Genomic DNA, 22,355 nt, shown 5'->3' with positions numbered 1-22,355 from the left:
CTTATCGTTATTCCAAATAGTTATAATAAACTCATTTAAGTTAAATAATATTTATTATAAATTAATATTACAAAACGGCGGGAAGTTTATTCAGTTAAAATTGTTTCAACTGATACAGATTGAAATGGCGAATAACCGCGCCAAAATGGATCATAAGGATTGCCATAATAGCTCCACGGATCAATTCCTACAGCAGGAGAAAAAAACATTCTGTGAGATTCATACCAACGTTTCACTCCCGTAGCGTTCATCACAATATAATTATATGGGCTATTGCCTACCTTCCCTTTTTTAAGACCAGTAATCAAACCGACAACAGTCACATAATGATCTTTAAAGTCACTGGGTTCTAAAAAAGTATTCACGTAAGCATAAACGCGTCCCAAAGATGGTGCATCCAAACGTGGGGCTGCATTGCTTGCCAGTGGCATGGCGGATATTTCTAATCGAGTCTGGTTTTTTTCATTCAAGACACTAAGTACTTTGCCACCAAATCTACCTTCATGACCAATATATAACTCTGGCATATTTTTGACAGAAAGCAGATTTTCCACCGGTGCTTTAGTTGTTCCTTTAATAACATCAGGAACTGACACACAGCCCGCAAGTATCAGGGATCCCAATAGTGTCATCGCTTGCAGTATGCTTCGATAGTGTGTTCCGTTAAGCATAACGCCTCCAACGCAGAAAAATCTTATTAGGCTAACCATCAATCTGGTTAGCCATACTCTAGTCCTTTATACTCATGGACATCGCTTTTTACCACAAGTTACATGAATTTTATTACACCAGACAGAAGCGCCTTAACGACCCGGCAATTTTTTCCATGTCACTTCATTGCGTAAGTAAACGGGTTCAGCATATTCAACTGCTATCGCTTCCCCTGCTTCCCACATCTGGATTGCCAGAGGCAGCATGTCTTCCGCATGGGGTAAAGTAATGTCACTTGCTGTCAGAGCTAACTGGCTGTCTAATAATTGAGGATAAGCTTCCCATCCTGTTCCAGCAATTACCCATTCGCCTGACAAGGAGCTCATAATCTCTTGCACTTGTTCAGGTTTCAAAACCGCTTCCGTTTCATCGCCCAGCCATTCACCTTGTGAATTACGGGTATATTGTCCCCAATAAACTTCCCCCATCCGCGCATCAATAGCAACCAAAACGTTTGTTGCTCCTTTTAGACGAAAAGCCCCTTGCGCCATTGTTTTCAGGGAAGAAACTCCTATCATCGGCAATTCAGCACCCAATGCCAACCCTTGGGCGATGCCAATACCAATCCGTACACCGGTAAAACTGCCTGGTCCACGACCAAACGCTAACGCATCTAATTGTTGCAGACTCACACCATCCTTTGATAAAACCGCTTGAATCATTGGTAAAATACGTTGGGTATGCTCTCGTGGGGAAATTTCAAATTGTGCCTCAATAGCACCTTCATTCCAAAGCGCAACAGAACAGGCTTCAGTTGCAGTATCAATAGCTAAAATTCGCGTGGACATGCCTTAACTCCGGCAAGATATAGGGTTCAAAACAAAGAGCTATACTACCATAGCCCCAACATCATCGCCCCGACATTTTATTACCCAGAGCGCGGTGGGCGTGAGTTCAGAAACGCAATTGCTTTTGATAAATCACGGGTACGGGAAGCGGGCGGCAAGCTATTTAGAAAAACCTCACCGTATGGACGCAATACTAATCGATTATCACAGATAACCACAACGCCATAGTCGTCGATATCACGGATCAGGCGACCTACACCTTGCTTCAAATCAATCACGGCATCGGGAAGCTGGACTTCGAGAAAAGCATCCCCACCTTTAAGTTGGCAATCCTCGATGCGTGCCTTAAGCAAGGGATCATCCGGTGCAGTAAATGGCAATTTATCAATAATAACACAGGATAATGCATCACCTCGAACATCCACTCCTTCCCAAAAGCTACCGGTTGCCACCAGCAATGCATTACCCGCAGAGATAAATTGTGCCAGCAATTGTGTCTTACTTGTTTCACCCTGCACCAAGACCGGTAATGTCATACTGGCACGAAACTCTTCTGCCAAACTGCGCATCATTTGGTGAGAAGTACAGAGAAAAAAACAACGCCCTTTATTGCTTTCAATCAAAGGCTTCAACATACGAGCCAGCCATTTTGCACCGCCATTTTGGTTAGGTGATGGTAAATGACGCGGAACACATAATAACATTTGACGTTGATAATCAAATGGACTTGGCAGGAGTAATGTTTGGGCTTGTTTCAACCCTAAACGTTCAGTGAAATGATTTAACTGTTCATTGACCGACAATGTTGCCGATGTAAAAATCCAGCTACCCGATTGTTCACAGATCATCTCACTGAATTTGTCGGCGACAGATAACGGTGTTAGTGCCAGCAAAAAATGCCGCCCATAACTTTCGAACCAATAGCTGTAATTGGGGATGCTGACATCAATCAGACGCTTAAGGCGATTGCGGTAAACCGTTGCCCGTTCAAAAGCCGCATCTAACATGGCTGAACGCCCCAAAGAGAGTTTCATCACGTCATAACAAAGCTCAAGGGCATCATCCAACCGCACTAGTGAACGCTGAACTTGCGGCTGTTGCAAGGCTTCACGAAGATTACCTCGATAGCTGTTTTCACCTAATGACAAACGAAAATCTTGTGCACTTTGACTGAGACGATCTGCACTTTTTTGCAATTGTGCCTGATCCCGCACTTCAGTACGGTAAGCCATGATGATATCCCGCGATAAATCCATCAATTGACGGCTACTTAATTGCTGACCAAAATATTGGCTGGCAATATCAGGGATCTGGTGAGCCTCATCGAAAATCACTACATCAGCTTGCGGGATTAATTCACCAAATCCGGTATCCTTAACTACCATATCGGCCATAAATAGGTGATGGTTAACAATCACCACATCGGCTTCCATAGCTTTTCGACGGGCTTTCAGAACGAAACATTCCTGATAACGTGGGCAATCACTGCCAAGACAATTGTCATTAGTACTCGTGATCAATGGCCAAACAGCGCTATCTTCCGCCACTTGATGACAAGTGCTGATATCCCCCTCTTTTGTATGGTCTGACCAATGCTTCAATTTAATGACTTCCGTCAGGATTTCAGCTTCCATCTGGGAATTGCCGATTGACTGCTGCTCAAGACGTTCAAGGCATAAATAATTTGAGCGCCCTTTTAATAGCGCAAGATTACCTGTAAAACCTAACGCCTCAACAATAGTGGGTAGATCTCGATTGTAGAGCTGATCTTGCAATGCCTTAGAACCAGTAGAAATAATCACTTTTTTGCCGGAACGCAAAGCAGGTACCAGATAAGCAAATGTTTTACCCGTTCCCGTTCCTGCTTCCACGACCAATTGTTGCTGTTTTTTAATCGCAACTGTAATAGCCGAGGACATTTCCCGCTGGGCATCGCGTGGTTTGAAACCCTGTATGGCTTTGGCTAATATGCCATTTTTTGCAAAATCGTCTGACACAAACAGTCTCTTTTAATAAAAAATGTGGCAGAATTATGCCAATACTAAGTTGTAATAACTACCCAATTCAGCAAAAAACTGGATAAATTAACAGGAGATTTAATGACTATTAAACGCATTGATCCAGATACCCGTTGGTCAGAAGCGGTCGTTCACAATGGCACTATCTATTATACCAGCGTACCAGAACAACTGGATGGTGATATTACAGAGCAAACCGCCAATACTCTGGCAGCCATTGATACCCTGCTACACCGTCTTGGTTCAGATAAGAGCAAGATCTTGGACGCTACAATTTTTCTGGCGGACAAGGCCGATTTTGCAGGTATGAACACTGCCTGGGATGCATGGGTTGTTGCTGGAAGTGCTCCAGTCCGTTGTACTGTTCAAGCGGCATTGATGGATCCTAAGTATAAAGTAGAAATCAAAATTATCGCCGCTTTATAATCTGCACTTGTCAAACAAACATGGTATTGAATGAAGCTATTGCTCATTCAATACCATGTTTAGAGATGAATTTACCAAATGAAATTTAAGGAATGGAGAGTAAAAAATTAAGCCATTTTAATAATAACCATGCCAATTAATAGCAGCAAAATACCACTCCATCCCTTAAAATTCAGTCGTTGATTAAACATTATCCAGCCAGCCGCCACTGTAGCAATAATACCGAATGCACCCCATAAGGCATAAGCAACGGAAAGTTCTATTCCTTTCACTGCCTGCGCCAACGCACTAAATGCGCCTAAAACAGCAACCAGAGATAAAATACCGATCCAAAGGCGCTGAAAGCCATTAGATAGTTTTAATAAAATATTTGCCGCAATTTCCAAAACAACAGCCAGAACCAGAAACGCCCCATGCCACCATTCAAATTGAGTTAGCATATCATGCCTCCCTGATTTGTTTATTCGAAACATTATTTAATGCTCTTGATGGATTATTTTTAACTGCATGGTTTTTTGTTGTATTGTTTGAAGCTTGGCCTTGGTTCTTTTTCTCTCCCATTTTGATCAAAGCAATTCCGGCTATCAACAATGCTAATCCACTAATTTTCATCAATGACAGTGATTCGTTGAACCACACCACACTAAAAGTGGTAATAAACAAGATCCCAATACCTTCCCACAGTGCATAAGCCACGCCCAATGCCACTTTTTTCACAGCAACTGCCAGTAAAATATAAGAAGCGGTGATCATGGTGTACATCACGATCATGCCTGTAAAATCGCCCGAAACGCTGGCCTGTTTCATTGACAGAGTACCAATCACTTCTGTCATAATTGCCAATATAAGAAACACCCAATAAATCATTTTTTCTCTCCTGAACATACTGATAAGCATGCCAAGATATCAAGCTATAAATGCCAACAAAGTCGGCTACAACTGCAATGACGCAATATCAGAATCAAACTGAATTTTTAGCGAAATATTTTGGCGAATGAAAATTGCCGGTGAAGAACCGGTTAACAGGAGAAGACCCTAAAGGGCGCCGCACCAATAGTGCTCACTAGATAAGATAGTTGAGAGGAAAAAAACATGAGTACAACGTTGGATTTTATTACTATGTTGAATGTTGACGCTTTTGGCGCTATTCATGATGTTTTATTCTTTCATCACACGACAACCGTATAACTATCGCATGATATACTACGAACCCTCATATTAGTAAGTGAATGGCGTATTTCTATCATAGCTCACAATAAAAAGCAATGATTTAATAAAAGACAATGATTTATATTTGGTTAATTAAACTCCACTAAATAACTTTTCATAATTATGAAAAGTTATTTAGCTGGTGTAAATATTACTGCATGAAGGAGGCAGATAAAGACTGTGGCGCGAACGCGAAATGTTTTCGTAGTGTATATAAATAATGTATGGATATTTCTGCTGCTCAAGGAAGGTGGAATCGTTGAAAAACACCGGTTATATCGGCAGGTAGGTTTAATTCCCGCAGGTGACACTTTAACGGGATAACATTATATTATAGTTCCTTTAAATTTATTCTGTTTTCGACTTTACGTACCAGATTGTTAAATTTGTCAATTAGCTGAACATCAGCCGAATATTAGCTTCGGCTGATGTTTTATCAATAATTCGCTTAATATGAGCTAAATAACACGCAGATTATTCAAACTCATTCCATGAACGGCCATCGCGGGTGATCATAGCGATAGAAGCCACCGGTCCCCAAGTACCCGCTTGATAAGGTTTCGGTGGTTCATTATCCGCCGCCCATGCATCCATAACGGAATCCACCCATTTCCAGGCTTCTTCCACTTCATCACGACGGACAAACAATGCCTGAATGCCGCGCATCGCCTCCAATAATAACCTTTCATAAGCATCAGCAAGATGCGTCTGATTAAATGTTTCAGAGAAACTCAGATCCAGTTTGGTCGTTTGCAAACGGTGTTTATGTTCCAGTCCTGGCGCTTTATTCAGCACTTCAATATCAATACCTTCATCTGGCTGCAAGCGGATTGTCAATTTGTTTTGCGGCAATTGCTGGTAGGATTCAGCAAACAGATTCAAAGAAGGCTCTTTGAAATAGACGACAACTTCAGAACACTTAGCTGGCAATCGCTTTCCGGTTCTCAGATAGAAAGGCACACCAGACCAGCGCCAGTCATCAATATCGACACGAATCGATACAAAAGTTTCCGTTTTACTGGCTTTATTCGCTCCCTCTTCTTCCAGATAACCAGGAACTTTCTTACCATGCACAAAACCTGTAGTATATTGCCCGCGAACGGTTTTTTCCCTGATGTTAGTCTGATCAATCCGACGCAGTGAACGCAACACTTTTACTTTTTCATCGCGGATGCGATCTGCGGTCAGATCAGCCGGTGGTGACATGGCAATCATAGTCAGAATTTGCAAAAGATGATTCTGGATCATGTCACGCATCTGCCCTGCCTGATCGAAGTATCCCCATCGCCCTTCAATACCTACTTCCTCAGCAACAGTGATTTGCACATGATCGATCGTGCGATGATCCCAATTATTGACAAAAAGTGAGTTGGCAAAACGCAGCGCTAACAAATTCAATACTGTTTCTTTTCCCAAGTAATGATCAATTCGGTATATTTGCCTTTCATTGAAATACTTTGCAACTTCATCATTAATTGCCCTGGAAGAGGCAAGATCTGTTCCCAGTGGTTTTTCCATCACAACACGGTTGGGTTCCGTATTCAGTCCCGCAGCACCTAATCCATGGCATACTGCCCCAAATGTACTTGGTGGCATAGCAAAATAGTGAATAGCGGGTAAACCATCTTTATTCAGGACTTTTGCCAATTCGGTAAAATGTCCTGTTTCATTTACGTCCAAATTACAAAATTCCAGGCGTGAACTGAGTTTCTTCCACAATTCTGAATCTAATTTTTCGGACATAAATGTAACCAATGCTTCTTCAACAACTTTGGTATAGGCTTCTTTATCCCAGTCAGCTCGACCGACTCCGATAATTCGGGTATCAGGATGGATATAACCCGCTTTTTCTAACTGGTAAAGGGAAGGCATTAATTTCCGTCGTGCTAAGTCTCCTTTCGCCCCAAAAATTACCAAATTACAAGCCTGAGCTGTAGACGTCACCGCCATGTTGCATCTCCTCAATTACGGGATATTGTAATTTTTTTACAGAATCTGTGGGTAATGTACTCTTTTGGTTATATGCAGTAAACACTGATTATTCATTATCGTATTCACTAACAATATGAGCAGAATTTATACCAAATAGAAATTATCAAATGAAAATTTACAACGGTTAAGAAGTAATCTTAACGCGATGCTCGACTTTAACACCCTATAACCTTGGCTTGTTGGAGCCAGTCGCGTTGATTTTTTCCTTGTTTAAAATTGGCAAAAATACCCAACGTGTGAGAAAGCAGTTTTCTGGCTATTCGATTACTCAAGTGCCACAAGTCCCGTGCCCAGCACTTTTCGATAGCAAATTGCCCGGCGAGTTGGCCAATGACGGTTTCAATTAAACGTCGCCTGGCATTAATGCGCTTTCTCGTCTCTCTGGGGACAGGGTCATCCATATTGGCACGCACCGGGGTTATCATTTCAATGCCTTCTTTTTTCATTTCTTGTTTAAATTCAGTACCTAAATACCCTTTATCACCCAGCAAATAGCCTTTTATCGGGCCGATTACATCCCAGGTTGCTTCACGCTCACTGACATTGGCGGGTGTCAGCGTAAACCCCGTTACCACGCCGGTTTCATCTATCATAAGATGCCCTTTAAAGCCGTAGTAAGTTTCGTTTTTGGCGGCGCAGTACCCATAATCGGCTTGTCCTTTAAAGTTGGCACTGCCTTTTGCTCTTTTGAATCCACAGACGGACAGCGGAAATCCGTCGATAATATGTACCGGCTTGTCGAACGCGCCCAATAATCTCGCCAGCTTTTCTTGCAGTTTTTGTTTGACAACCCAAAGATTAGAGGCTTGTTTGGCAAAGTTAGCGCGTGAACCTAACCCCGGAAACCATGCGCGCCAGTGGGTACAAAAATACGTCCAAATGCCTTTATCTGTTGAAAATCCTAAGAATTCACCAATCACTTCCATCGCGATGACTTCCGCATCACTCAACTTAGGTGGGATCCCCCGGCTCCTCAATCGTGTGCCTTGCTGTAACGCTGTTAAATTATCGTCTACCCAACAAAACACCCAAATGATAAAATCTTGCTGTGACATAGCCCTTGTTCCTTTATTTCTCTCAGTTTGGCGACTTAAAGTTATAAAGGAGTGGCTATGTCATTTCAACTCACCTCGAAAGTCGAGCATCGCGTTAATCTTACCAAGTTGAAAGTTAGACACTTGTCATATTTTCATGAAAAACCCTAATTTATCCGGTTATTACCACTGCCAGCCTTCAATAACAAGTAGTATATTTTCATGAAAATGATATAGATTTCTCCTGTTAATGAAATCGTTAAAACCGAGGTTGAACTTCGCTTTATGAATACACTGGAACGGCTCCAAAATAGTCTTGATGTTTTGAGTAAGTCAGAGAAAAAGGTTGCGCAGGTCATCCTTGCTTCGCCACAGACTGCCATCCATTCAAGCATTGCCACTCTGGCTAAAATGGCGAATGTAAGTGAACCGACAGTTAATCGTTTTTGTCGTCGCCTCAACACCAAAGGATTTCCCGACTTTAAATTGCAACTGGCACAGAGTCTTGCCAATGGTACACCTTATGTGAACCGCAATGTGGAAGAAAGTGACAGCGTCACTTCTTATACAAATAAAATCTTTGAATCGGTAATGGCAAATCTAGAAACGGTCAAAAGTAACCTAGATATTACAGCAATTAACCGAGCTGTCGATCTTCTGACACAAGCCAGAAAGCTCTCTTTTTTCGGTTTAGGGGCATCAGCCGCTGTGGCTCATGATGCCATGAACAAATTTTTTCGCTTCAATATTCCAGTGACCTATTTTGACGATATTGTGATGCAACGAATGAGCTGCATAAACAGTACTGAAGGAGATGTTGTCGTATTAATTTCCCATACAGGAAGAACGAAAAGCCTTGTTGAAATTGCTAAACTGGCTCGCGAGAACGATGCAACGGTGATCGCCATCACCTCAACAAGCTCTCCTTTAGCACACGAAGCTACCCTCCCCATTCTGTTGGATGTACCCGAAGATACCGATATTTATATGCCGATGGTTTCAAGAATTGCCCAATTAACCATCATTGATGTATTGGCCACTGGTTTCACACTGCGCCGAGGCTCAAAATTTAGGGATAATTTGAAAAAGGTCAAAGAAGCGTTGCGCAATTCACGGTTTGATAAGCATGAATAAATCAGAAAATAGACTGTGTTTTTGTTCACTATTTATCAACTCTCCAGACTGATAGCATATGTAGACTGTTCCCCATCTGCATATTCGCAGTATGAGGTTAATAATCAACAAATTAAATGATTACCCTACAGTAATCGAAAACTCATATACCTGATGAATTTCGAATTTGAAAGACAAAGGGTATACTTCATAGGTCAACGGAGTAATACATGTCCAGACGGCTCAGAAGAACAAAAATCGTCACTACACTTGGCCCAGCTACAGATCGTGACGACAATCTAGAAAAAGTTATCCAAGCGGGAGCCAACGTCGTCCGCCTTAATTTCTCTCATGGCACTGCGGAAGATCATATCCAACGTGCTAATAAAGTGCGTGAAATCGCTGCCCGTTTAGGTTGTCATGTTGCCATTCTCGGTGATCTTCAAGGACCCAAAATACGCATATCCACCTTTAAAGAAGGAAAAGTATTCCTGAATGTTGGGGATAAATTCCTGCTGGATGCCAATCTGGGTAAGGGAGAAGGAGATAAAGAAAAAGTCGGTATTGACTATAAGGGCTTGCCGTCTGATGTAATGGCTAGTGATATCCTGCTATTAGATGATGGGCGTGTTCAATTGAAAGTCCTGAATGTTCAGGGAATGAAAGTCTCCACGGAAGTGACCGTAGGAGGCCCACTTTCCAACAATAAGGGCATCAATAAATTAGGTGGCGGGTTATCAGCCGAAGCCCTGACGGCAAAAGATAAGGAAGATATCATTACAGCAGCCAAAATTGGTGTTGATTATCTTGCTGTTTCTTTCCCTCGCTCAGGTGAAGACTTGAATTATGCGCGCCGTCTCGCACGAGATGCAGGCTGTGAAACCCAAATCGTCGCAAAAGTTGAGCGAGCAGAAGCGGTTAGCAGTGACGAAGTTATCGATGAAATTATTCTGGCATCAGATGTTGTTATGGTCGCTCGTGGTGATCTCGGTGTTGAAATTGGTGATCCTGAACTGGTTGGTGTACAGAAAAAATTGATCCGCCGTGCTCGCCAACTGAATCGTGTCGTGATTACTGCCACGCAAATGATGGAATCCATGATCACCAACCCAATGCCAACGCGTGCCGAAGTCATGGATGTTGCCAATGCGGTACTGGATGGTACTGATGCTGTTATGCTCTCTGCTGAAACAGCGGCAGGTCAATATCCTGCGGAAACCGTTGCCGCCATGGCACAGGTCTGTCTTGGCGCGGAAAAAATGCCAAGTATCAATGTTTCCAAACATCGCCTGGATATTACATTTGACAGCATTGAAGAAGCGATTTCAATGTCTACTATGTATGCAGCCAACCATCTAAAAGGTGTCAAAGCAATTATTGCCATGACTGAATCTGGCCGCACAGCTCGCATGATGTCTCGCATTAGTTCTGGCCTGCCTATTTTCTCCATGTCTCGCCATGAATCGACCTTAAACCGTACCGCCCTTTATCGTGGAGTTACACCTGTTTATTGCAGCTCGCATACTGATGGGATTGCTGCGGCAAATGAAGCAGTGAACCGCCTGCGCGATAAGGGCTATCTCATCTCTGGGGATTTGGTACTCGTGACCCAAGGTGATCAGATGGGAACTATTGGCAGTACCAATACCTGTCGCGTACTTGAAGTAGAATAATCAATTACTCATAAAAAATGATAAGGGGCAGTATACTGCCCCTTATTTTTAAGTTCTCAATAAGGCCACGCTTTGTCCATTAAGTGAACAAACAAGGATACCTAAAGATCTTCTCTTTTATAAGGTTCAATATCCCCTTCTTTCCGTGTCTTAAGCAATTTTAAAATCCAAGTGTATTGTTCAGGATTCGGCTTAACCAACTCCTCCAGTTCCTCATTCATCCGGCGAGCAATATAAGCATCATCCTGTCCTGCAAGATCATTCATGGGTGGACGAATATAAATATCCAATTGATGGGTTTGGCAATTATAAACCGGAAATAACGGAACAATGGCCGCACGGCAAACTTTCATTAAGCGCCCAAGTGCAGGCAGTGTAGCCTTATAAGTGGCAAAAAATTCGACAAATTCGCTATGTTCTTCACCATGATCCTGATCAGGCAAGTAATATCCCCAAAAGCCTTCACGCACTGTAGAGATAAAGGGTTTGATTCCCGCATCACGGGAATGCAAGCGACCACCAAAGTGGCAACGCACTTTGTTCCATAAGTAATCAGCCACAGGATTGTTTTGATGGTTAAACATCGCTGATATTTTTTGGCCACGCGCAGCCAATAACATCGCGGGAATATCAATAGACCAACCATGTGGAACCATAAAAATCACATTCACGCCTTGTGTCTCTAAGGTTTGAATAATGTCTTCGCCATGCCATTGGGTTCGTTCAAGTGTCGATTTTGCTCCCCTGAGGTAAATCTCCGCCAGCATAACAAATGATTGAGGTGCGGTGGCAAACATGCGATCAATCAGCTCTTCGTGCTGTTGTTCCGTTAGTTCAGGAAAGCAGTAAATTAAATTGATTTTTGCCCTGCGACGAGCACTTTTCGCCTTTCTGCCCACCCAAACACCTATCTTGGCTAGAAATAGATCACGCCATTTTACAGGGACATAAGACAATCCTGCTAATATTCCGACACCAGCCCAAAGCCCCCAATAACGGGGATGTAAATAAGCTCGATGAAACCTGGGGATATATCCCAATTTACTATCTGTATCTTTTTCTTTATTCATGAGCTAACTCTGATGATCCCAACATTTGCTTTCAAGGCACAAGTTTACAACAAAAATAATATAAAAGCGGATGATAGTAATCATCCGCTTTTATATCTGTCAATAATCGGAAGTTGATGCACTTAATCCAGCAACAACTGAGGTTTAATCTCTTGAACCATTGCTACATATTCTGTACGTTCTTTGCCACTCAGACCACCAGAACGTGGTAGTTTCGCAGTGAGCGGATTCACCGGCCGCTGGTTATCCCAGAATTCAAAGTGCAAGTGTGGGCCAGTTGAGCGCCCTGTATTCCCAGATAGCGCAATACGCTCACCCCGTTTCACTTTCTGACCTGGTTTTACCAATATTTTCCTCAAATGCATGTATCGCGTTGTATATTGACGTCCATGCCGAATAGCGATGAAATTACCGGCCGCACCATCAAATTTGGCGACAACGACTTCACCATCACCTACTGCCAGAACGGGAGTTCCTACTGGCATGGCAAAATCAACTCCTTTGTGCGCTGTAATTCTGCCCGTTACCGGATTTAAGCGATGTGGGTTGAAAGAGGAAGATACTCTGAATTGTTTAGTTGTAGGGAAACGTAAGAAGCCACGCTCAAGACCGGAAGCATTACTGTCGTAAAAACGTCCATCATCAGCCCTGAAAGCATAGTAATCATTACCACCGCTTTGTAAACGAACACCCAATAACTGGCTCTGTTCACTTTTTCCATCAAGCATTTCACGGGACATCAGCACAGAAAAACGATCACCTTTACGTAATTTGCGGAAATCTATCTGCCATTGCAGTGCTTTTGTCACTTCTCTGGCTTCACTGCTTGTTAGTCCGGCAATCAGGGCACTACCATTAAAACTACCATCAACTGTACCTGTGATAACACTGTTCTTCCACTCTCCTTTCTGAAACTCTTGCTTTTCGTTAAATGTATCCCCTTCTCGGGTATAAACGCGAGTTTCACGACGTGATATATCCCATGTCAGCGTTTTTAAATTTCCATTATCGTCAGTAGTCCACGATAATGACTGACCAATACCTAAATTACGCAAGACCTTATATTGATTTGCTAATAAAGCAACATCAGAAGAATCAATTCCGAACTGAGTTAAAATCGAACTCAGGGTATCACCATTAGAGACAACATATTGGTGCGGAACATTGGCCGCTGTATCAACAGAACTGCCATCATCATCCTCAATACCTTCATTGGGGAGTTGTTCATCAGCATCCCCAGCAACATCAACATCATCCGTTGCATCTGGAACGCTATCGGGAGTACTGAGAATAATGCTACCTGTTCGTTCTTCTCGTTCATGGTAAGCAACAGGCCGCCATATTGCGATAGCCAGAGTGACTAGCGTTAAAGATCCAAGCATGATCTTGTGTGGTTTGGGCAGGTTGTTGTATACCAGAACGATAGTTTTAGCTATCTGCTGCACTAATAAAATTCCTTATTGTACTAATTCAGGCAGCTCGCGTATTGTTTTGATAGTTGAGTTATAAATTTCATGTAGCTATCTTTATCCAATGCGATACCACTTCCTAAAGGGTCAAGTATTCCAATACGTACATCAGTACCTTTTGCTACGGCATGAATAACGGCTGGCCTGAATTGTGGTTCAGCAAAAATACACTTTGCTTTCTGCTCAACCAATTGTGTTCGTATTTTGTGTAATCTCTGCGCTCCAGGTTGTATTTCAGGATTAACCGTGAAAACACCTAGCGGAGCCAATTGGTAATGTTTTTCAAAATAGCCATATGCGTCATGAAAAACAAAATAACCCTGCTTTTTTATGGGCTTTAAAAGATGAGTAATATTCTTATCAGTTTGTGCAAGCTGTCCATTGAATTTACGTAGGTTTACTTCTAATTGCTGTTTTTGTTGAGGATATTGTTCAATAAGCTGATCATATATTGCCTGAGCGGCTTTTTCCGCAATCTCTGGAGAAAGCCAAATATGCATATTATATTCACCGTGATGATGGTGTTCATGATCTTCCTCGTGTTTATGCTGATATGATTCAGCGCCAGAACCATTACCAACTTCACTATCTTTCAATTCTTCACTATTTTTCAATAATAATGGCTTAATGGTAGATAATTCAGCCAGTGACAATTGTTTATTCCGTTCAATTTTAGCTATTGGTTTCGCCAAAAAGGTTTCCATATCTGGGCCAATCCACACAACCAAATCGGCTTGATTAATTTTTCGTACATCCAAAGGTCGTAACGCATAATCATGTGGGGAAGCACCATCAGGCAGAAGTACTTGAGTATTTGTCACACCATCAGCAATGGCAGCAGCAATAAAACCCAATGGACGAATGGATGTAACAACATCTGCCTGCGCCGAGCAATTCATTCCTGCCGCTAACACAGCAGCTAATGCGATTTTATGAAAAAATTTATGCGCGTATTTCTGTGAGTTGTGTAACATAATATGAATATTCCATGCAGAAAATCGAGTAATGTTATATTATAACATCTCAATGATTCTGCAATACACTTTTAACTCGCCAACTATGATTACCCTAAAAAACATTACGGTTGAATTTGGTAACCGCAAGGTATTAAACAATATTTCATTCAATCTCAAGCAAGGGAAAATCCTGACGCTGATCGGCCCAAACGGTGCGGGAAAATCGACTCTGGTTCGCATCGTTCTTGGTTTAGTCCAACCCACTTCGGGCACTGTCGAACAGAGTCCCGCGTTGAGAATTGGTTATGTTCCGCAAAAACTTAACCTTGATCCCACCCTGCCCTTGACTGTTAAGCGTTTCATGATGCTAAGGCCCAATGTGAAACCAGCAGATATCATACCGGTATTAAATCGAGTCAAGGCTGCTCATTTACTGGAACAACCTATGCAAAAGCTGTCTGGTGGAGAAACTCAGCGAGTGTTACTCGCCAGAGCCCTGCTTAACCATCCTCAGCTTTTGGTCCTCGATGAACCAACACAAGGCGTTGATGTCAATGGTCAACTGGCGCTGTATGATTTAATCAATCAAATCAGGACAGAGCTTAATTGCGCCGTACTTATGGTATCTCATGACCTGCATTTAGTAATGGCGAAAACAGACGAAGTTTTATGCCTTAATCAACATATTTGCTGCTCTGGTACACCAGAAGTGGTGTCAATGCACCCAGAGTTTATCGCAATGTTTGGGCATCATGGAGCAGAACAACTGGCCGTCTACCGCCACCATCACAATCATCATCATGATCTGAAAGGGAAAATTATTTTGAAAAATAGTGGGAGAACAGGTCAATGATTGAATTACTGCTTCCCGGCTGGCTCGCCGGTGTTTTTTTGGCAATTGCCGCAGGGCCTCTTGGTTCTTTTGTCGTTTGGCGCAGAATGTCCTATTTCGGCGATACACTGGCTCATGCATCACTACTTGGTGTTGCATTCGGTTTCTTACTGAATGTCAATCCATTTTATGCGGTTATTGCAGTTACACTTATCCTGGCCACTCTTTTAGTTTGGCTGGAAAAACGCCCACAATTAGCAGTTGATACATTATTAGGCATTCTGGCTCACAGTGCCCTGTCGCTGGGTTTAGTCGTCGTTAGTTTTATGACCAGTGTAAGGGTCGATCTAATGGCTTATTTATTTGGCGATTTATTGTCTGTGACTTATGAAGATCTCTGGCTGATTGCAACCGGTGTCGCGATTGTTACTGGATTACTGACATGGCAATGGCGCGCCCTGCTATCAATGACCGTTAGCCAAGATTTGGCTTTTGTCGATGGCATTAAAATTCAACGTCTGCGTATCCTGCTGATGTTAGTGACAGCATTAACTATTGGGCTGGCAATGAAATTCGTCGGGGCGTTAATTATCACCTCCCTGCTGATTATCCCTGCTGCTACCTCCCGTCGTTTCTCCCGCACACCTGAACAAATGGCAGTTTTTGCCATTATTGTCGGTATGCTTTCTGTTACGGCCGGATTAACGTTATCGGCGTTTTATAACACCCCAGCAGGGCCTTCCGTTGTACTTTGTTCGGCAGTGTTATTTGCATTGAGTTTAACAGGCAAAGCAAGAAGCTGATATTTATCCCCCTTCGCCTTTCAATTTACTGCCTTTTAGCAGCAACTCAAATAAAACTCACAAAGGTTATAATTTAGTTAAGTTATAACCTTTGTTTCATGGTGAAAGATGTCACATATCTTCCTTGCTCAATCCAAAATGTCGATAAGCATGATTGGTTGCAATACGCCCGCGTGGCGTTCGTTGAATAAATCCTTGCTGGATAAGGAAAGGTTCCAGCACATCTTCGATAGTTTCTCGTTCTTCACCAATCGCCGCTGCCAAGTTATCCAAGCCAACGGGGCCACCCATAAATTTATCAATAATGGCAATCAGCAATTTACGATCAAGATAATCAAATCCGGCCGAATCGACATTCAGCATATCCAGAGCCTGGGATGCAATATTACTATCAACCGTGCCATCACCTTTCACCTGAGCAAAATCACGTACACGACGCAATAATCGATTGGTAATACGGGGAGTACCACGGGAACGCATTGCGATTTGCCTTGCACCATCATCTGAAATATCTAATCCCATATAACGTGCACTGCGAGAAACGATGCTCTGCAAATCATCAACATTATAAAATTCAAGACGCTGTACGATACCGAACCGATCACGCAATGGTGAAGTTAAAGAGCCTGCACGTGTAGTCGCGCCAATCAAAGTAAACGGGGGGAGATCAATCTTGATGGAGCGGGCGGCTGGCCCTTCACCAATCATAATATCCAGTTGATAATCTTCCATTGCCGGATAAAGAATTTCTTCCACAACCGGCGATAAACGGTGGATTTCATCAATAAACAGCACATCATGGGGTTCCAGATTAGTGAGCATAGCGGCAAGATCCCCTGCCTTTTCCAATACTGGGCCCGATGTGGTACGCAGGTTAACTCCCATTTCATTTGCAACAATATTTGCCAGTGTGGTCTTACCTAGCCCAGGGGGACCAAAAATTAATAAGTGATCCAATGCATCACCACGCTGACGTGCCGCCTGGATAAAAATTTCCATCTGCTCACAAACATGGGGTTGCCCAACATATTCAGACAGGAATTTCGGCCGGATAGCACGATCAATGGCTTCATCATCTTGCAGAACCTCTGCTGAAACCAGACGGTCAGCTTCAATCATCACTTAACTCCTGTGATTACAGAGCCGCACGAAGCGCTTCTCGAATAAGGGTTTCACAATCTGCACCCGACTTAGCGATCTTACTTACCATCCGACTGGCTTCCTGTGGTTTATACCCCAAAGAAACCAGAGCCGCTGCCGCTTCTGCCTCAATATCGGCAGCGGAATTCGTTTGTTTGGTGGCCGCAGGCAAGTTGATATCGCTATTTTGACTAAACAGATCGCCATTCAGCCCCTTAAAACGATCCTTCATCTCTACGACTAATCTTTCAGCCGTTTTTTTACCAACACCTGGTAATTTGACCAGTGAAGTGATGGCTTCCTGCTCTATCGCTGTAACGAATTGCTGGGCAGACATACCCGAAAGGATTGCCAACGCTAATTTAGGCCCAACACCATTGACCTTAATCAGCTCACGGAAAAGCGCCCGTTCTTGTTTATCATTAAAACCGTATAATAACTGAGCATCTTCACGTACAATAAATTGGGTAAATAAGATAGCTTCCTGACCAATTTCAGGCAGTTCATAAAAACAGGTCATTGGCATATGAACTTCATAACCGACACCGTGCGTTTCCAATAAAACCAACGGTGGTTGTTTTTCCAACACAGTTCCTCTCAAACGCCCTATCACTGTTTACCCCCTGAAAATAAAATAAATCGTTCCGCTAGCTTATAACACAAAAAAGGCTGGACGTATATCCAGCATAAACTATTTCAGGCGACCTCGCGTTAAATTTAACCGCGCATCACCTACCCGAAGCAGGTTTTGGCTGAGATGACAATGGGTAATAGCAATCGCCAAAGCATCAGCGGCATCGGCCTGCGGATTGGCAGACAATTTTAGCATCGAACGTACCATGTGCTGAACCTGGCTTTTTTCAGCCGCACCCGTACCGACCACGGTCTGTTTAACCTGACGGGCGGCATATTCAAATACCGGTATGGATTGGTTAGAGGCCGCGACAATGGCCACACCACGCGCCTGCCCTAATTTCAAGGCTGAATCCGCATTTTTCGCCATAAAAACTTGCTCTATTGCAAAAACGCTGGGCTGGAATTGGGTGATGATTTCAGTAATTCCGGCGTAGATCTTCTGCAAACGACTGGGTAAGTCATCTACTTTTGTTCGAATACAACCGCTACCGAGATAGATAAGTTGCCGTCCCTGCTGGCGAATAACGCCATATCCCGTGACTCTGGAGCCAGGGTCAATACCAAGAATAATCGCCATATCGAATTGTTCGCTTAAATTTCGCCGCAATTGGCTCGTCTGTGATATGGGATAAAAACGTTAGAGAAAGTGCCCTGATCGAAAGAACACTTTCTCTACGCTGTGAACCCTAATGCTAGTTACAGCAGTGCTGCAACCTCATCAGAGATTTCACCATTATGATAAACCTCTTGCACGTCGTCAGAATCTTCAAGCATATCGATCAGACGAAGTAATTTAGGCGCAGTTTCTGCATCCAGTTCCGCTTTCGTAGATGGGATCATAGAAACTTCTGCGGAATCTGCCTTAAAGCCTGCTGCATCCAATGCATCTTTAACACTCCCGAAAGACTCTGGAGTAGTATAGACGTCAATTGCGCCATCATCATACGTTTCAACATCGTCAGCACCTGCTTCCAATGCGGCTTCCATCACCGCATCTTCGTCCAGACCTGGTGCGTAAGAAATAACCCCTTTCTTGGTGAACAGATAAGAAACAGAGCCATCCGTTCCCAGGTTACCACCTGTTTTGGTGAACGCATGACGAACTTCAGAAACAGTACGGTTACGGTTATCACTCAAGCACTCTACCATCACCGCTGTACCACCAGGACCATAGCCTTCATAAATGATGGTTTCCATGTTATCTGATTCGTCGTTACCAACACCACGGGCAATTGCGCGATTCAACGTATCACGCGTCATGTTGTTGGATAGCGCTTTATCGACGGCAGCGCGCAAACGTGGGTTGGAATCTGGCTCACCACCACCCAATCGCGCAGCCGTGACCAATTCACGGATAATTTTAGTAAAGATCTTACCGCGTTTGGCATCCTGTGCCGCTTTGCGGTGTTTCGTATTGGCCCATTTACTATGACCTGCCATGAAAATATCTCCGATAAAACGTCTTGTAGACTAAAAGACTAAATTACAAACTCTTCAATTGCTTGCCGATTGCTCCATGACTTCGTCAATTTGGCCGCTTCTTCCGCCGCCAACCATTGATAAGCCAGATGCTCAGTCAGCAAAATCGCTCGCTCCTCAGGTAATGCGAGAGAGAACCAATGCTCTTTATTCCGCGTGACCCCTGGAGCATATCGATGTCGCAAGTGTGAGAAAATCTCATAATAAAGACAGCGTTGACAATCTTTCAGTTCAAGATTTTCATTGATAATATCAATGCCTACCTCTTCCTGTACTTCACGTAACGCCGCCTCCCGCGGTTTTTCGTCCTTTTCAAGGCTACCTGTCACAGATTGCCAAAATTCAGGATCGTCCCGTCGCTGTAGCATCAGCACCCTTTTGCTGTTAACGGCATAAATCATAACCAATACAGATTCAGGGCGCTTATAAGCCATTATGCGTTCTCTTTTTTAACGACTGAAATAGCCAGTTCTTCCAACGCCGCTGAATTCGCCGGACTTGGTGCATCAGTCATTAAACAAGCCGCTGCCGTTGTTTTCGGGAAAGCGATCACATCACGAATATTATCGGTATCAGTCAGCAACATGACGAGGCGATCCAAACCGAAAGCCAATCCCGCATGTGGCGGTGTACCGTATTTCAGAGCATTCAGCAAGAAACCAAATTTCTCCTGCTGTTCTTGTTCATTGATACCCAAAATGCGGAATACAGCCTGCTGCATTTCATTACGATGAATACGGACAGAACCACCACCCACTTCATAGCCATTGATAACCATGTCGTAAGCGTTCGCAATGGCGGATTCTGGATTGTTTTCCAACTCAACCGCCGACATATCACGCGGAGACGTAAATGGATGATGCATTGCCGTCAAACCACCTTCTCCGTTTTCTTCAAACATGGGGAAATCAATCACCCACAGCGGTTTCCAGCTTGCCAAATCGGTGATATTCAAGTCACGGCCGAGTTTCAGGCGCAGCGCTCCCATCGCATCAGTGACAATGTTTTTCTTATCAGCACCGAAGAACAGAATATCACCATCCTGGGCATTGGTACGGGACAACAAGCTCTCAACTACCTCCGCAGACAGGAACTTAGCAATCGGGCTTTGTACCCCTTCCAGGCCAGCAGCACGGTTATTAACTTTCATCCATGCCAAACCCTTCGCACCATAGATGCCAACAAATTTACCGTACTCATCAATTTGCTTACGGCTCAGCTCCGCTCCGCCCGGAACACAAATTACCGCTACACGGCCTTTAGGATTGTTTGCGGGTTCGGCAAAAACAGAGAATTCCACGTCTTTAACCAGATCGGCAATATCCACCAATTCCAGAGGGTTACGCAAATCTGGTTTATCTGAACCAAAGCGGCGCATGGCTTCTTCGAATGTCATAATTGGGAAGCTGCCCAACTCGATATCTTTCACATCCAGCCACAATTCACGGATCATTTTTTCCATGATTTCGCGAACTTGTTCAGCGGTCATAAACGAGGTTTCAACGTCGATCTGGGTGAATTCTGGCTGACGATCGGCACGTAAATCTTCATCGCGGAAGCATTTCACAATCTGGTAATAACGGTCAAAGCCAGACATCATCAACAACTGTTTGAAAAGCTGCGGGGACTGTGGCAGTGCATAAAATTCACCTTTATGCACACGGCTTGGTACTAAATAGTCACGCGCACCTTCTGGCGTTGCCTTGGTCAGCATTGGCGTTTCAACATCGATGAAACCCGCAGTATCCATAAAACGACGCACAAAACTGGTGATCTTTGCCCTGGTTTTCAGACGTTGCGACATCTCAGTGCGACGCAGATCAAGATAGCGGTATTTCAGGCGCTGCTCTTCGCTGTTATTCTGGTTGCTATCCAATGGCAACGGCTCCGAGCGATTGAAAACCATCAGGCTTTCTGCGAAAACTTCAATTTCGCCAGTTGCCATATCTTTATTAATTTGGTTATCAGGGCGCGCACGCACAATTCCCGTAATTTGAATACAAAATTCATTACGCAGTTCAGAAGCCTGAGCAAAGACCTCTTTCTGATCTGGGTCAAAAAAGACCTGAACGATACCTTCGCGATCTCGCATATCAATAAAGATCAAGCCACCTAAATCACGGCGACGATTTACCCACCCACAAAGAGTCACTTTCTGGCCTTCATCGGCCAGGTTCAACTGCCCACAATAATTAGTACGCATACAATATCCTTTTACTCAGCTCGTTATGCTTTCTGCTGCGGAAATTTTGGCATTGTTCTTTTAGGAAGAATAGCAAAAAAGGTTGCTATTATACTGGAAATTCTGACCGGAGATAAGGCCATAACACCGTTCTTGGCAAGACAATTTTTTGCTATCTGATAACATTCATAGAATTTATTATTAAATACGATGATTTATAGCGACAGTTTTCTTTTTGAGGTTTATCATCGTTCGGCCGTTTTTGGTTAGGCAATGGAGTTAAAAATGGTCAGCTCGCTTTATCTAGTACTGGGCGCACTACTGTTAATTAAACTGTCTCTGGATGTCGTCAAATTGAGAACGCAATATCGGGTAGCCTATGGCGATGGCGGTTTTTATGAATTGCAAACCGCCATACGGGTTCATGGTAATGCGGTTGAATACATTCCCATTTCAATATTGTTATTGGTTGTGATGGAGATGAATGGGGCACCCGTCTGGATGCTGCACATTTGTGGATTGGTATTACTCTCAGGCAGAGTATTCCACTATTTTGGCTTGCGTCATCGGGAAATACGCTGGCGGCGTATGGGAATGGCTGCAACCTATATCTCAATGATAATAATGGTTATCGCTAACATCTACTATTTACCGTGGGGGCAGATCTTTTCTCTCTATATATAATTTTTCTATACCCTATTATAGATAGCTCACCTATCTCTGTGCACTTTGCCTTACAGCCCCGATGGCAAAACTGTCGCTCTCTATAATCCTAAATGATTAGAGATAAACCCTCAGGTGACATACGCCGCCTGAGGGTTTAT

The 22,355-nt window shown here is 43.4% G+C and carries 22 protein-coding genes; 6 read left to right on the top strand and 16 right to left on the bottom strand.

Going from position 1 to position 22,355, the window contains the following annotated elements; translation table 11 throughout:
* Positions 1-86: 86 nt before the first annotated feature.
* From Xish_RS16410 to yoaA, 3 genes are all read right to left on the bottom strand, one after another.
* On the bottom strand, positions 87-671 hold the full coding sequence (locus tag Xish_RS16410) for a Slp family lipoprotein (protein WP_099118901.1): 585 nt from the start codon (positions 669-671) through the stop codon (positions 87-89).
* A 132-nt stretch (positions 672-803) separates the two neighbouring features.
* Positions 804-1,499: a tRNA (adenosine(37)-N6)-threonylcarbamoyltransferase complex dimerization subunit type 1 TsaB gene (gene tsaB, locus Xish_RS16405; protein WP_099118900.1), complete on the bottom strand. Its 696-nt coding sequence runs from the start codon at positions 1,497-1,499 to the stop codon at positions 804-806.
* A gap of 80 nt (positions 1,500-1,579) precedes the next feature.
* The gene (yoaA, locus tag Xish_RS16400) at positions 1,580-3,496 is read right to left on the bottom strand and encodes a DNA repair helicase YoaA (protein ID WP_099118899.1); all 1,917 of its coding nucleotides are present in this window, start codon (positions 3,494-3,496) and stop codon (positions 1,580-1,582) included.
* Positions 3,497-3,598: 102 nt separating this feature from the next.
* Between yoaA and Xish_RS16395 the strand changes: the two genes are divergently transcribed.
* Positions 3,599-3,943 carry a RidA family protein gene (locus tag Xish_RS16395; RefSeq protein ID WP_099118898.1) on the top strand — a complete coding sequence of 115 codons (345 nt, stop codon included), beginning with the start codon at positions 3,599-3,601 and terminating at the stop codon, positions 3,941-3,943.
* A 107-nt stretch (positions 3,944-4,050) separates the two neighbouring features.
* On the opposite strand, the gene mdtI is transcribed toward Xish_RS16395, so the two are convergent.
* From mdtI to Xish_RS16375, 4 genes are all read right to left on the bottom strand, one after another.
* Positions 4,051-4,383, bottom strand: a complete 333-nt coding sequence (mdtI, locus tag Xish_RS16390) for a multidrug/spermidine efflux SMR transporter subunit MdtI (protein ID WP_099118897.1) — start codon at positions 4,381-4,383, stop codon at positions 4,051-4,053.
* Position 4,384: 1 nt separating this feature from the next.
* Positions 4,385-4,810, bottom strand: coding sequence for a multidrug/spermidine efflux SMR transporter subunit MdtJ (gene mdtJ, locus Xish_RS16385; RefSeq protein ID WP_099118896.1), 426 nt, complete (start codon positions 4,808-4,810; stop codon positions 4,385-4,387).
* A gap of 816 nt (positions 4,811-5,626) precedes the next feature.
* Entirely contained in the window at positions 5,627-7,102 is a 1,476-nt protein-coding gene (gene zwf, locus Xish_RS16380; RefSeq protein WP_099118895.1) for a glucose-6-phosphate dehydrogenase, read from the bottom strand.
* 197 nt (positions 7,103-7,299) lie between these two features.
* Complete coding sequence (locus Xish_RS16375; protein WP_099116351.1) at positions 7,300-8,199, bottom strand: IS982 family transposase; 900 nt, start codon at positions 8,197-8,199, stop codon at positions 7,300-7,302.
* A gap of 264 nt (positions 8,200-8,463) precedes the next feature.
* Here Xish_RS16375 and Xish_RS16370 point away from each other — a divergent pair, with 264 nt between their 5' ends.
* Together Xish_RS16370 and pyk are read left to right on the top strand one after the other, a co-directional pair.
* Positions 8,464-9,312, top strand: a complete 849-nt coding sequence (locus tag Xish_RS16370) for a MurR/RpiR family transcriptional regulator (RefSeq protein WP_099118894.1) — start codon at positions 8,464-8,466, stop codon at positions 9,310-9,312.
* 209 nt (positions 9,313-9,521) lie between these two features.
* Entirely contained in the window at positions 9,522-10,964 is a 1,443-nt protein-coding gene (gene pyk / locus Xish_RS16365) for a pyruvate kinase (protein WP_099118893.1), read from the top strand.
* 101 nt (positions 10,965-11,065) lie between these two features.
* Here pyk and lpxM read toward each other — a convergent pair whose 3' ends face one another.
* The 3 genes from lpxM to znuA all read right to left on the bottom strand — a co-directional run bounded on the left by lpxM (position 11,066) and on the right by znuA (position 14,477).
* The gene (lpxM, locus tag Xish_RS16360) at positions 11,066-12,034 is read right to left on the bottom strand and encodes a lauroyl-Kdo(2)-lipid IV(A) myristoyltransferase (RefSeq protein WP_099118892.1); all 969 of its coding nucleotides are present in this window, start codon (positions 12,032-12,034) and stop codon (positions 11,066-11,068) included.
* A 122-nt stretch (positions 12,035-12,156) separates the two neighbouring features.
* Positions 12,157-13,479 (bottom strand): murein DD-endopeptidase MepM, encoded by a 1,323-nt coding sequence (mepM, locus tag Xish_RS16355; RefSeq protein WP_099118891.1) that lies wholly within the window; start codon positions 13,477-13,479, stop codon positions 12,157-12,159.
* A gap of 20 nt (positions 13,480-13,499) precedes the next feature.
* Complete coding sequence (gene znuA, locus Xish_RS16350) at positions 13,500-14,477, bottom strand: zinc ABC transporter substrate-binding protein ZnuA (RefSeq protein ID WP_099118890.1); 978 nt, start codon at positions 14,475-14,477, stop codon at positions 13,500-13,502.
* A gap of 52 nt (positions 14,478-14,529) precedes the next feature.
* Between znuA and znuC the strand changes: the two genes are divergently transcribed.
* On the top strand, positions 14,530-15,312 hold the full coding sequence (znuC, locus tag Xish_RS16345) for a zinc ABC transporter ATP-binding protein ZnuC (protein WP_099119125.1): 783 nt from the start codon (positions 14,530-14,532) through the stop codon (positions 15,310-15,312).
* A complete protein-coding gene (znuB, locus tag Xish_RS16340; protein ID WP_099118889.1) occupies positions 15,309-16,094 on the top strand; it encodes a zinc ABC transporter permease subunit ZnuB in 786 nt (261 codons plus the stop codon). Before znuC ends, znuB begins: the two co-directional genes overlap by 4 nt.
* Before the next feature lie 111 nt (positions 16,095-16,205).
* Here the strand turns inward: znuB and ruvB are convergent, their stop codons facing one another.
* The 6 genes from ruvB to aspS all read right to left on the bottom strand — a co-directional run bounded on the left by ruvB (position 16,206) and on the right by aspS (position 21,552).
* Positions 16,206-17,213 carry a Holliday junction branch migration DNA helicase RuvB gene (gene ruvB / locus Xish_RS16335; RefSeq protein WP_099118888.1) on the bottom strand — a complete coding sequence of 336 codons (1,008 nt, stop codon included), beginning with the start codon at positions 17,211-17,213 and terminating at the stop codon, positions 16,206-16,208.
* Positions 17,214-17,229: 16 nt separating this feature from the next.
* Positions 17,230-17,847 (bottom strand): Holliday junction branch migration protein RuvA, encoded by a 618-nt coding sequence (ruvA, locus tag Xish_RS16330; RefSeq protein WP_099118887.1) that lies wholly within the window; start codon positions 17,845-17,847, stop codon positions 17,230-17,232.
* A 78-nt stretch (positions 17,848-17,925) separates the two neighbouring features.
* The gene (gene ruvC / locus Xish_RS16325) at positions 17,926-18,447 is read right to left on the bottom strand and encodes a crossover junction endodeoxyribonuclease RuvC (RefSeq protein ID WP_099118886.1); all 522 of its coding nucleotides are present in this window, start codon (positions 18,445-18,447) and stop codon (positions 17,926-17,928) included.
* A gap of 119 nt (positions 18,448-18,566) precedes the next feature.
* Positions 18,567-19,310, bottom strand: coding sequence for a YebC/PmpR family DNA-binding transcriptional regulator (locus tag Xish_RS16320; protein ID WP_099118885.1), 744 nt, complete (start codon positions 19,308-19,310; stop codon positions 18,567-18,569).
* A 38-nt stretch (positions 19,311-19,348) separates the two neighbouring features.
* Entirely contained in the window at positions 19,349-19,783 is a 435-nt protein-coding gene (nudB, locus tag Xish_RS16315) for a dihydroneopterin triphosphate diphosphatase (RefSeq protein ID WP_099118884.1), read from the bottom strand.
* Positions 19,783-21,552, bottom strand: a complete 1,770-nt coding sequence (aspS, locus tag Xish_RS16310; RefSeq protein ID WP_099118883.1) for an aspartate--tRNA ligase — start codon at positions 21,550-21,552, stop codon at positions 19,783-19,785. The genes nudB and aspS overlap by 1 nt, the downstream gene beginning before the upstream one ends.
* A gap of 264 nt (positions 21,553-21,816) precedes the next feature.
* Between aspS and Xish_RS16305 the strand changes: the two genes are divergently transcribed.
* On the top strand, positions 21,817-22,215 hold the full coding sequence (locus tag Xish_RS16305; protein WP_099118882.1) for an MAPEG family protein: 399 nt from the start codon (positions 21,817-21,819) through the stop codon (positions 22,213-22,215).
* Positions 22,216-22,355 lie beyond the last annotated feature (140 nt).

Source organism: Xenorhabdus ishibashii (assembly GCF_002632755.1).
Lineage (GTDB): Bacteria > Pseudomonadota > Gammaproteobacteria > Enterobacterales > Enterobacteriaceae > Xenorhabdus > Xenorhabdus ishibashii.
Note: the sequence above shows the minus strand (reverse complement) of the source record. Positions and strands in the feature narration are given on the sequence as shown.

What these genes read in the sequence shown, in the direction of transcription:
- Xish_RS16410 (WP_099118901.1), bottom strand. Translation starts at nt 671, where the DNA reads ATGCTTAACGGAACACACTATCGAAGCATACTGCAAGCGATGACACTA.
- tsaB (WP_099118900.1), bottom strand. Translation starts at nt 1,499, where the DNA reads ATGTCCACGCGAATTTTAGCTATTGATACTGCAACTGAAGCCTGTTCT.
- Xish_RS16395 (WP_099118898.1), top strand. Translation starts at nt 3,599, where the DNA reads ATGACTATTAAACGCATTGATCCAGATACCCGTTGGTCAGAAGCGGTC.
- mdtI (WP_099118897.1), bottom strand. Translation starts at nt 4,383, where the DNA reads ATGCTAACTCAATTTGAATGGTGGCATGGGGCGTTTCTGGTTCTGGCT.
- mdtJ (WP_099118896.1), bottom strand. Translation starts at nt 4,810, where the DNA reads ATGATTTATTGGGTGTTTCTTATATTGGCAATTATGACAGAAGTGATT.
- zwf (WP_099118895.1), bottom strand. Translation starts at nt 7,102, where the DNA reads ATGGCGGTGACGTCTACAGCTCAGGCTTGTAATTTGGTAATTTTTGGG.
- Xish_RS16375 (WP_099116351.1), bottom strand. Translation starts at nt 8,199, where the DNA reads ATGTCACAGCAAGATTTTATCATTTGGGTGTTTTGTTGGGTAGACGAT.
- Xish_RS16370 (WP_099118894.1), top strand. Translation starts at nt 8,464, where the DNA reads ATGAATACACTGGAACGGCTCCAAAATAGTCTTGATGTTTTGAGTAAG.
- pyk (WP_099118893.1), top strand. Translation starts at nt 9,522, where the DNA reads ATGTCCAGACGGCTCAGAAGAACAAAAATCGTCACTACACTTGGCCCA.
- lpxM (WP_099118892.1), bottom strand. Translation starts at nt 12,034, where the DNA reads ATGAATAAAGAAAAAGATACAGATAGTAAATTGGGATATATCCCCAGG.
- znuA (WP_099118890.1), bottom strand. Translation starts at nt 14,477, where the DNA reads ATGTTACACAACTCACAGAAATACGCGCATAAATTTTTTCATAAAATC.
- znuC (WP_099119125.1), top strand. Translation starts at nt 14,530, where the DNA reads ATGATTCTGCAATACACTTTTAACTCGCCAACTATGATTACCCTAAAA.
- znuB (WP_099118889.1), top strand. Translation starts at nt 15,309, where the DNA reads ATGATTGAATTACTGCTTCCCGGCTGGCTCGCCGGTGTTTTTTTGGCA.
- ruvB (WP_099118888.1), bottom strand. Translation starts at nt 17,213, where the DNA reads ATGATTGAAGCTGACCGTCTGGTTTCAGCAGAGGTTCTGCAAGATGAT.
- ruvC (WP_099118886.1), bottom strand. Translation starts at nt 18,447, where the DNA reads ATGGCGATTATTCTTGGTATTGACCCTGGCTCCAGAGTCACGGGATAT.
- Xish_RS16320 (WP_099118885.1), bottom strand. Translation starts at nt 19,310, where the DNA reads ATGGCAGGTCATAGTAAATGGGCCAATACGAAACACCGCAAAGCGGCA.
- nudB (WP_099118884.1), bottom strand. Translation starts at nt 19,783, where the DNA reads ATGGCTTATAAGCGCCCTGAATCTGTATTGGTTATGATTTATGCCGTT.
- aspS (WP_099118883.1), bottom strand. Translation starts at nt 21,552, where the DNA reads ATGCGTACTAATTATTGTGGGCAGTTGAACCTGGCCGATGAAGGCCAG.
- Xish_RS16305 (WP_099118882.1), top strand. Translation starts at nt 21,817, where the DNA reads ATGGTCAGCTCGCTTTATCTAGTACTGGGCGCACTACTGTTAATTAAA.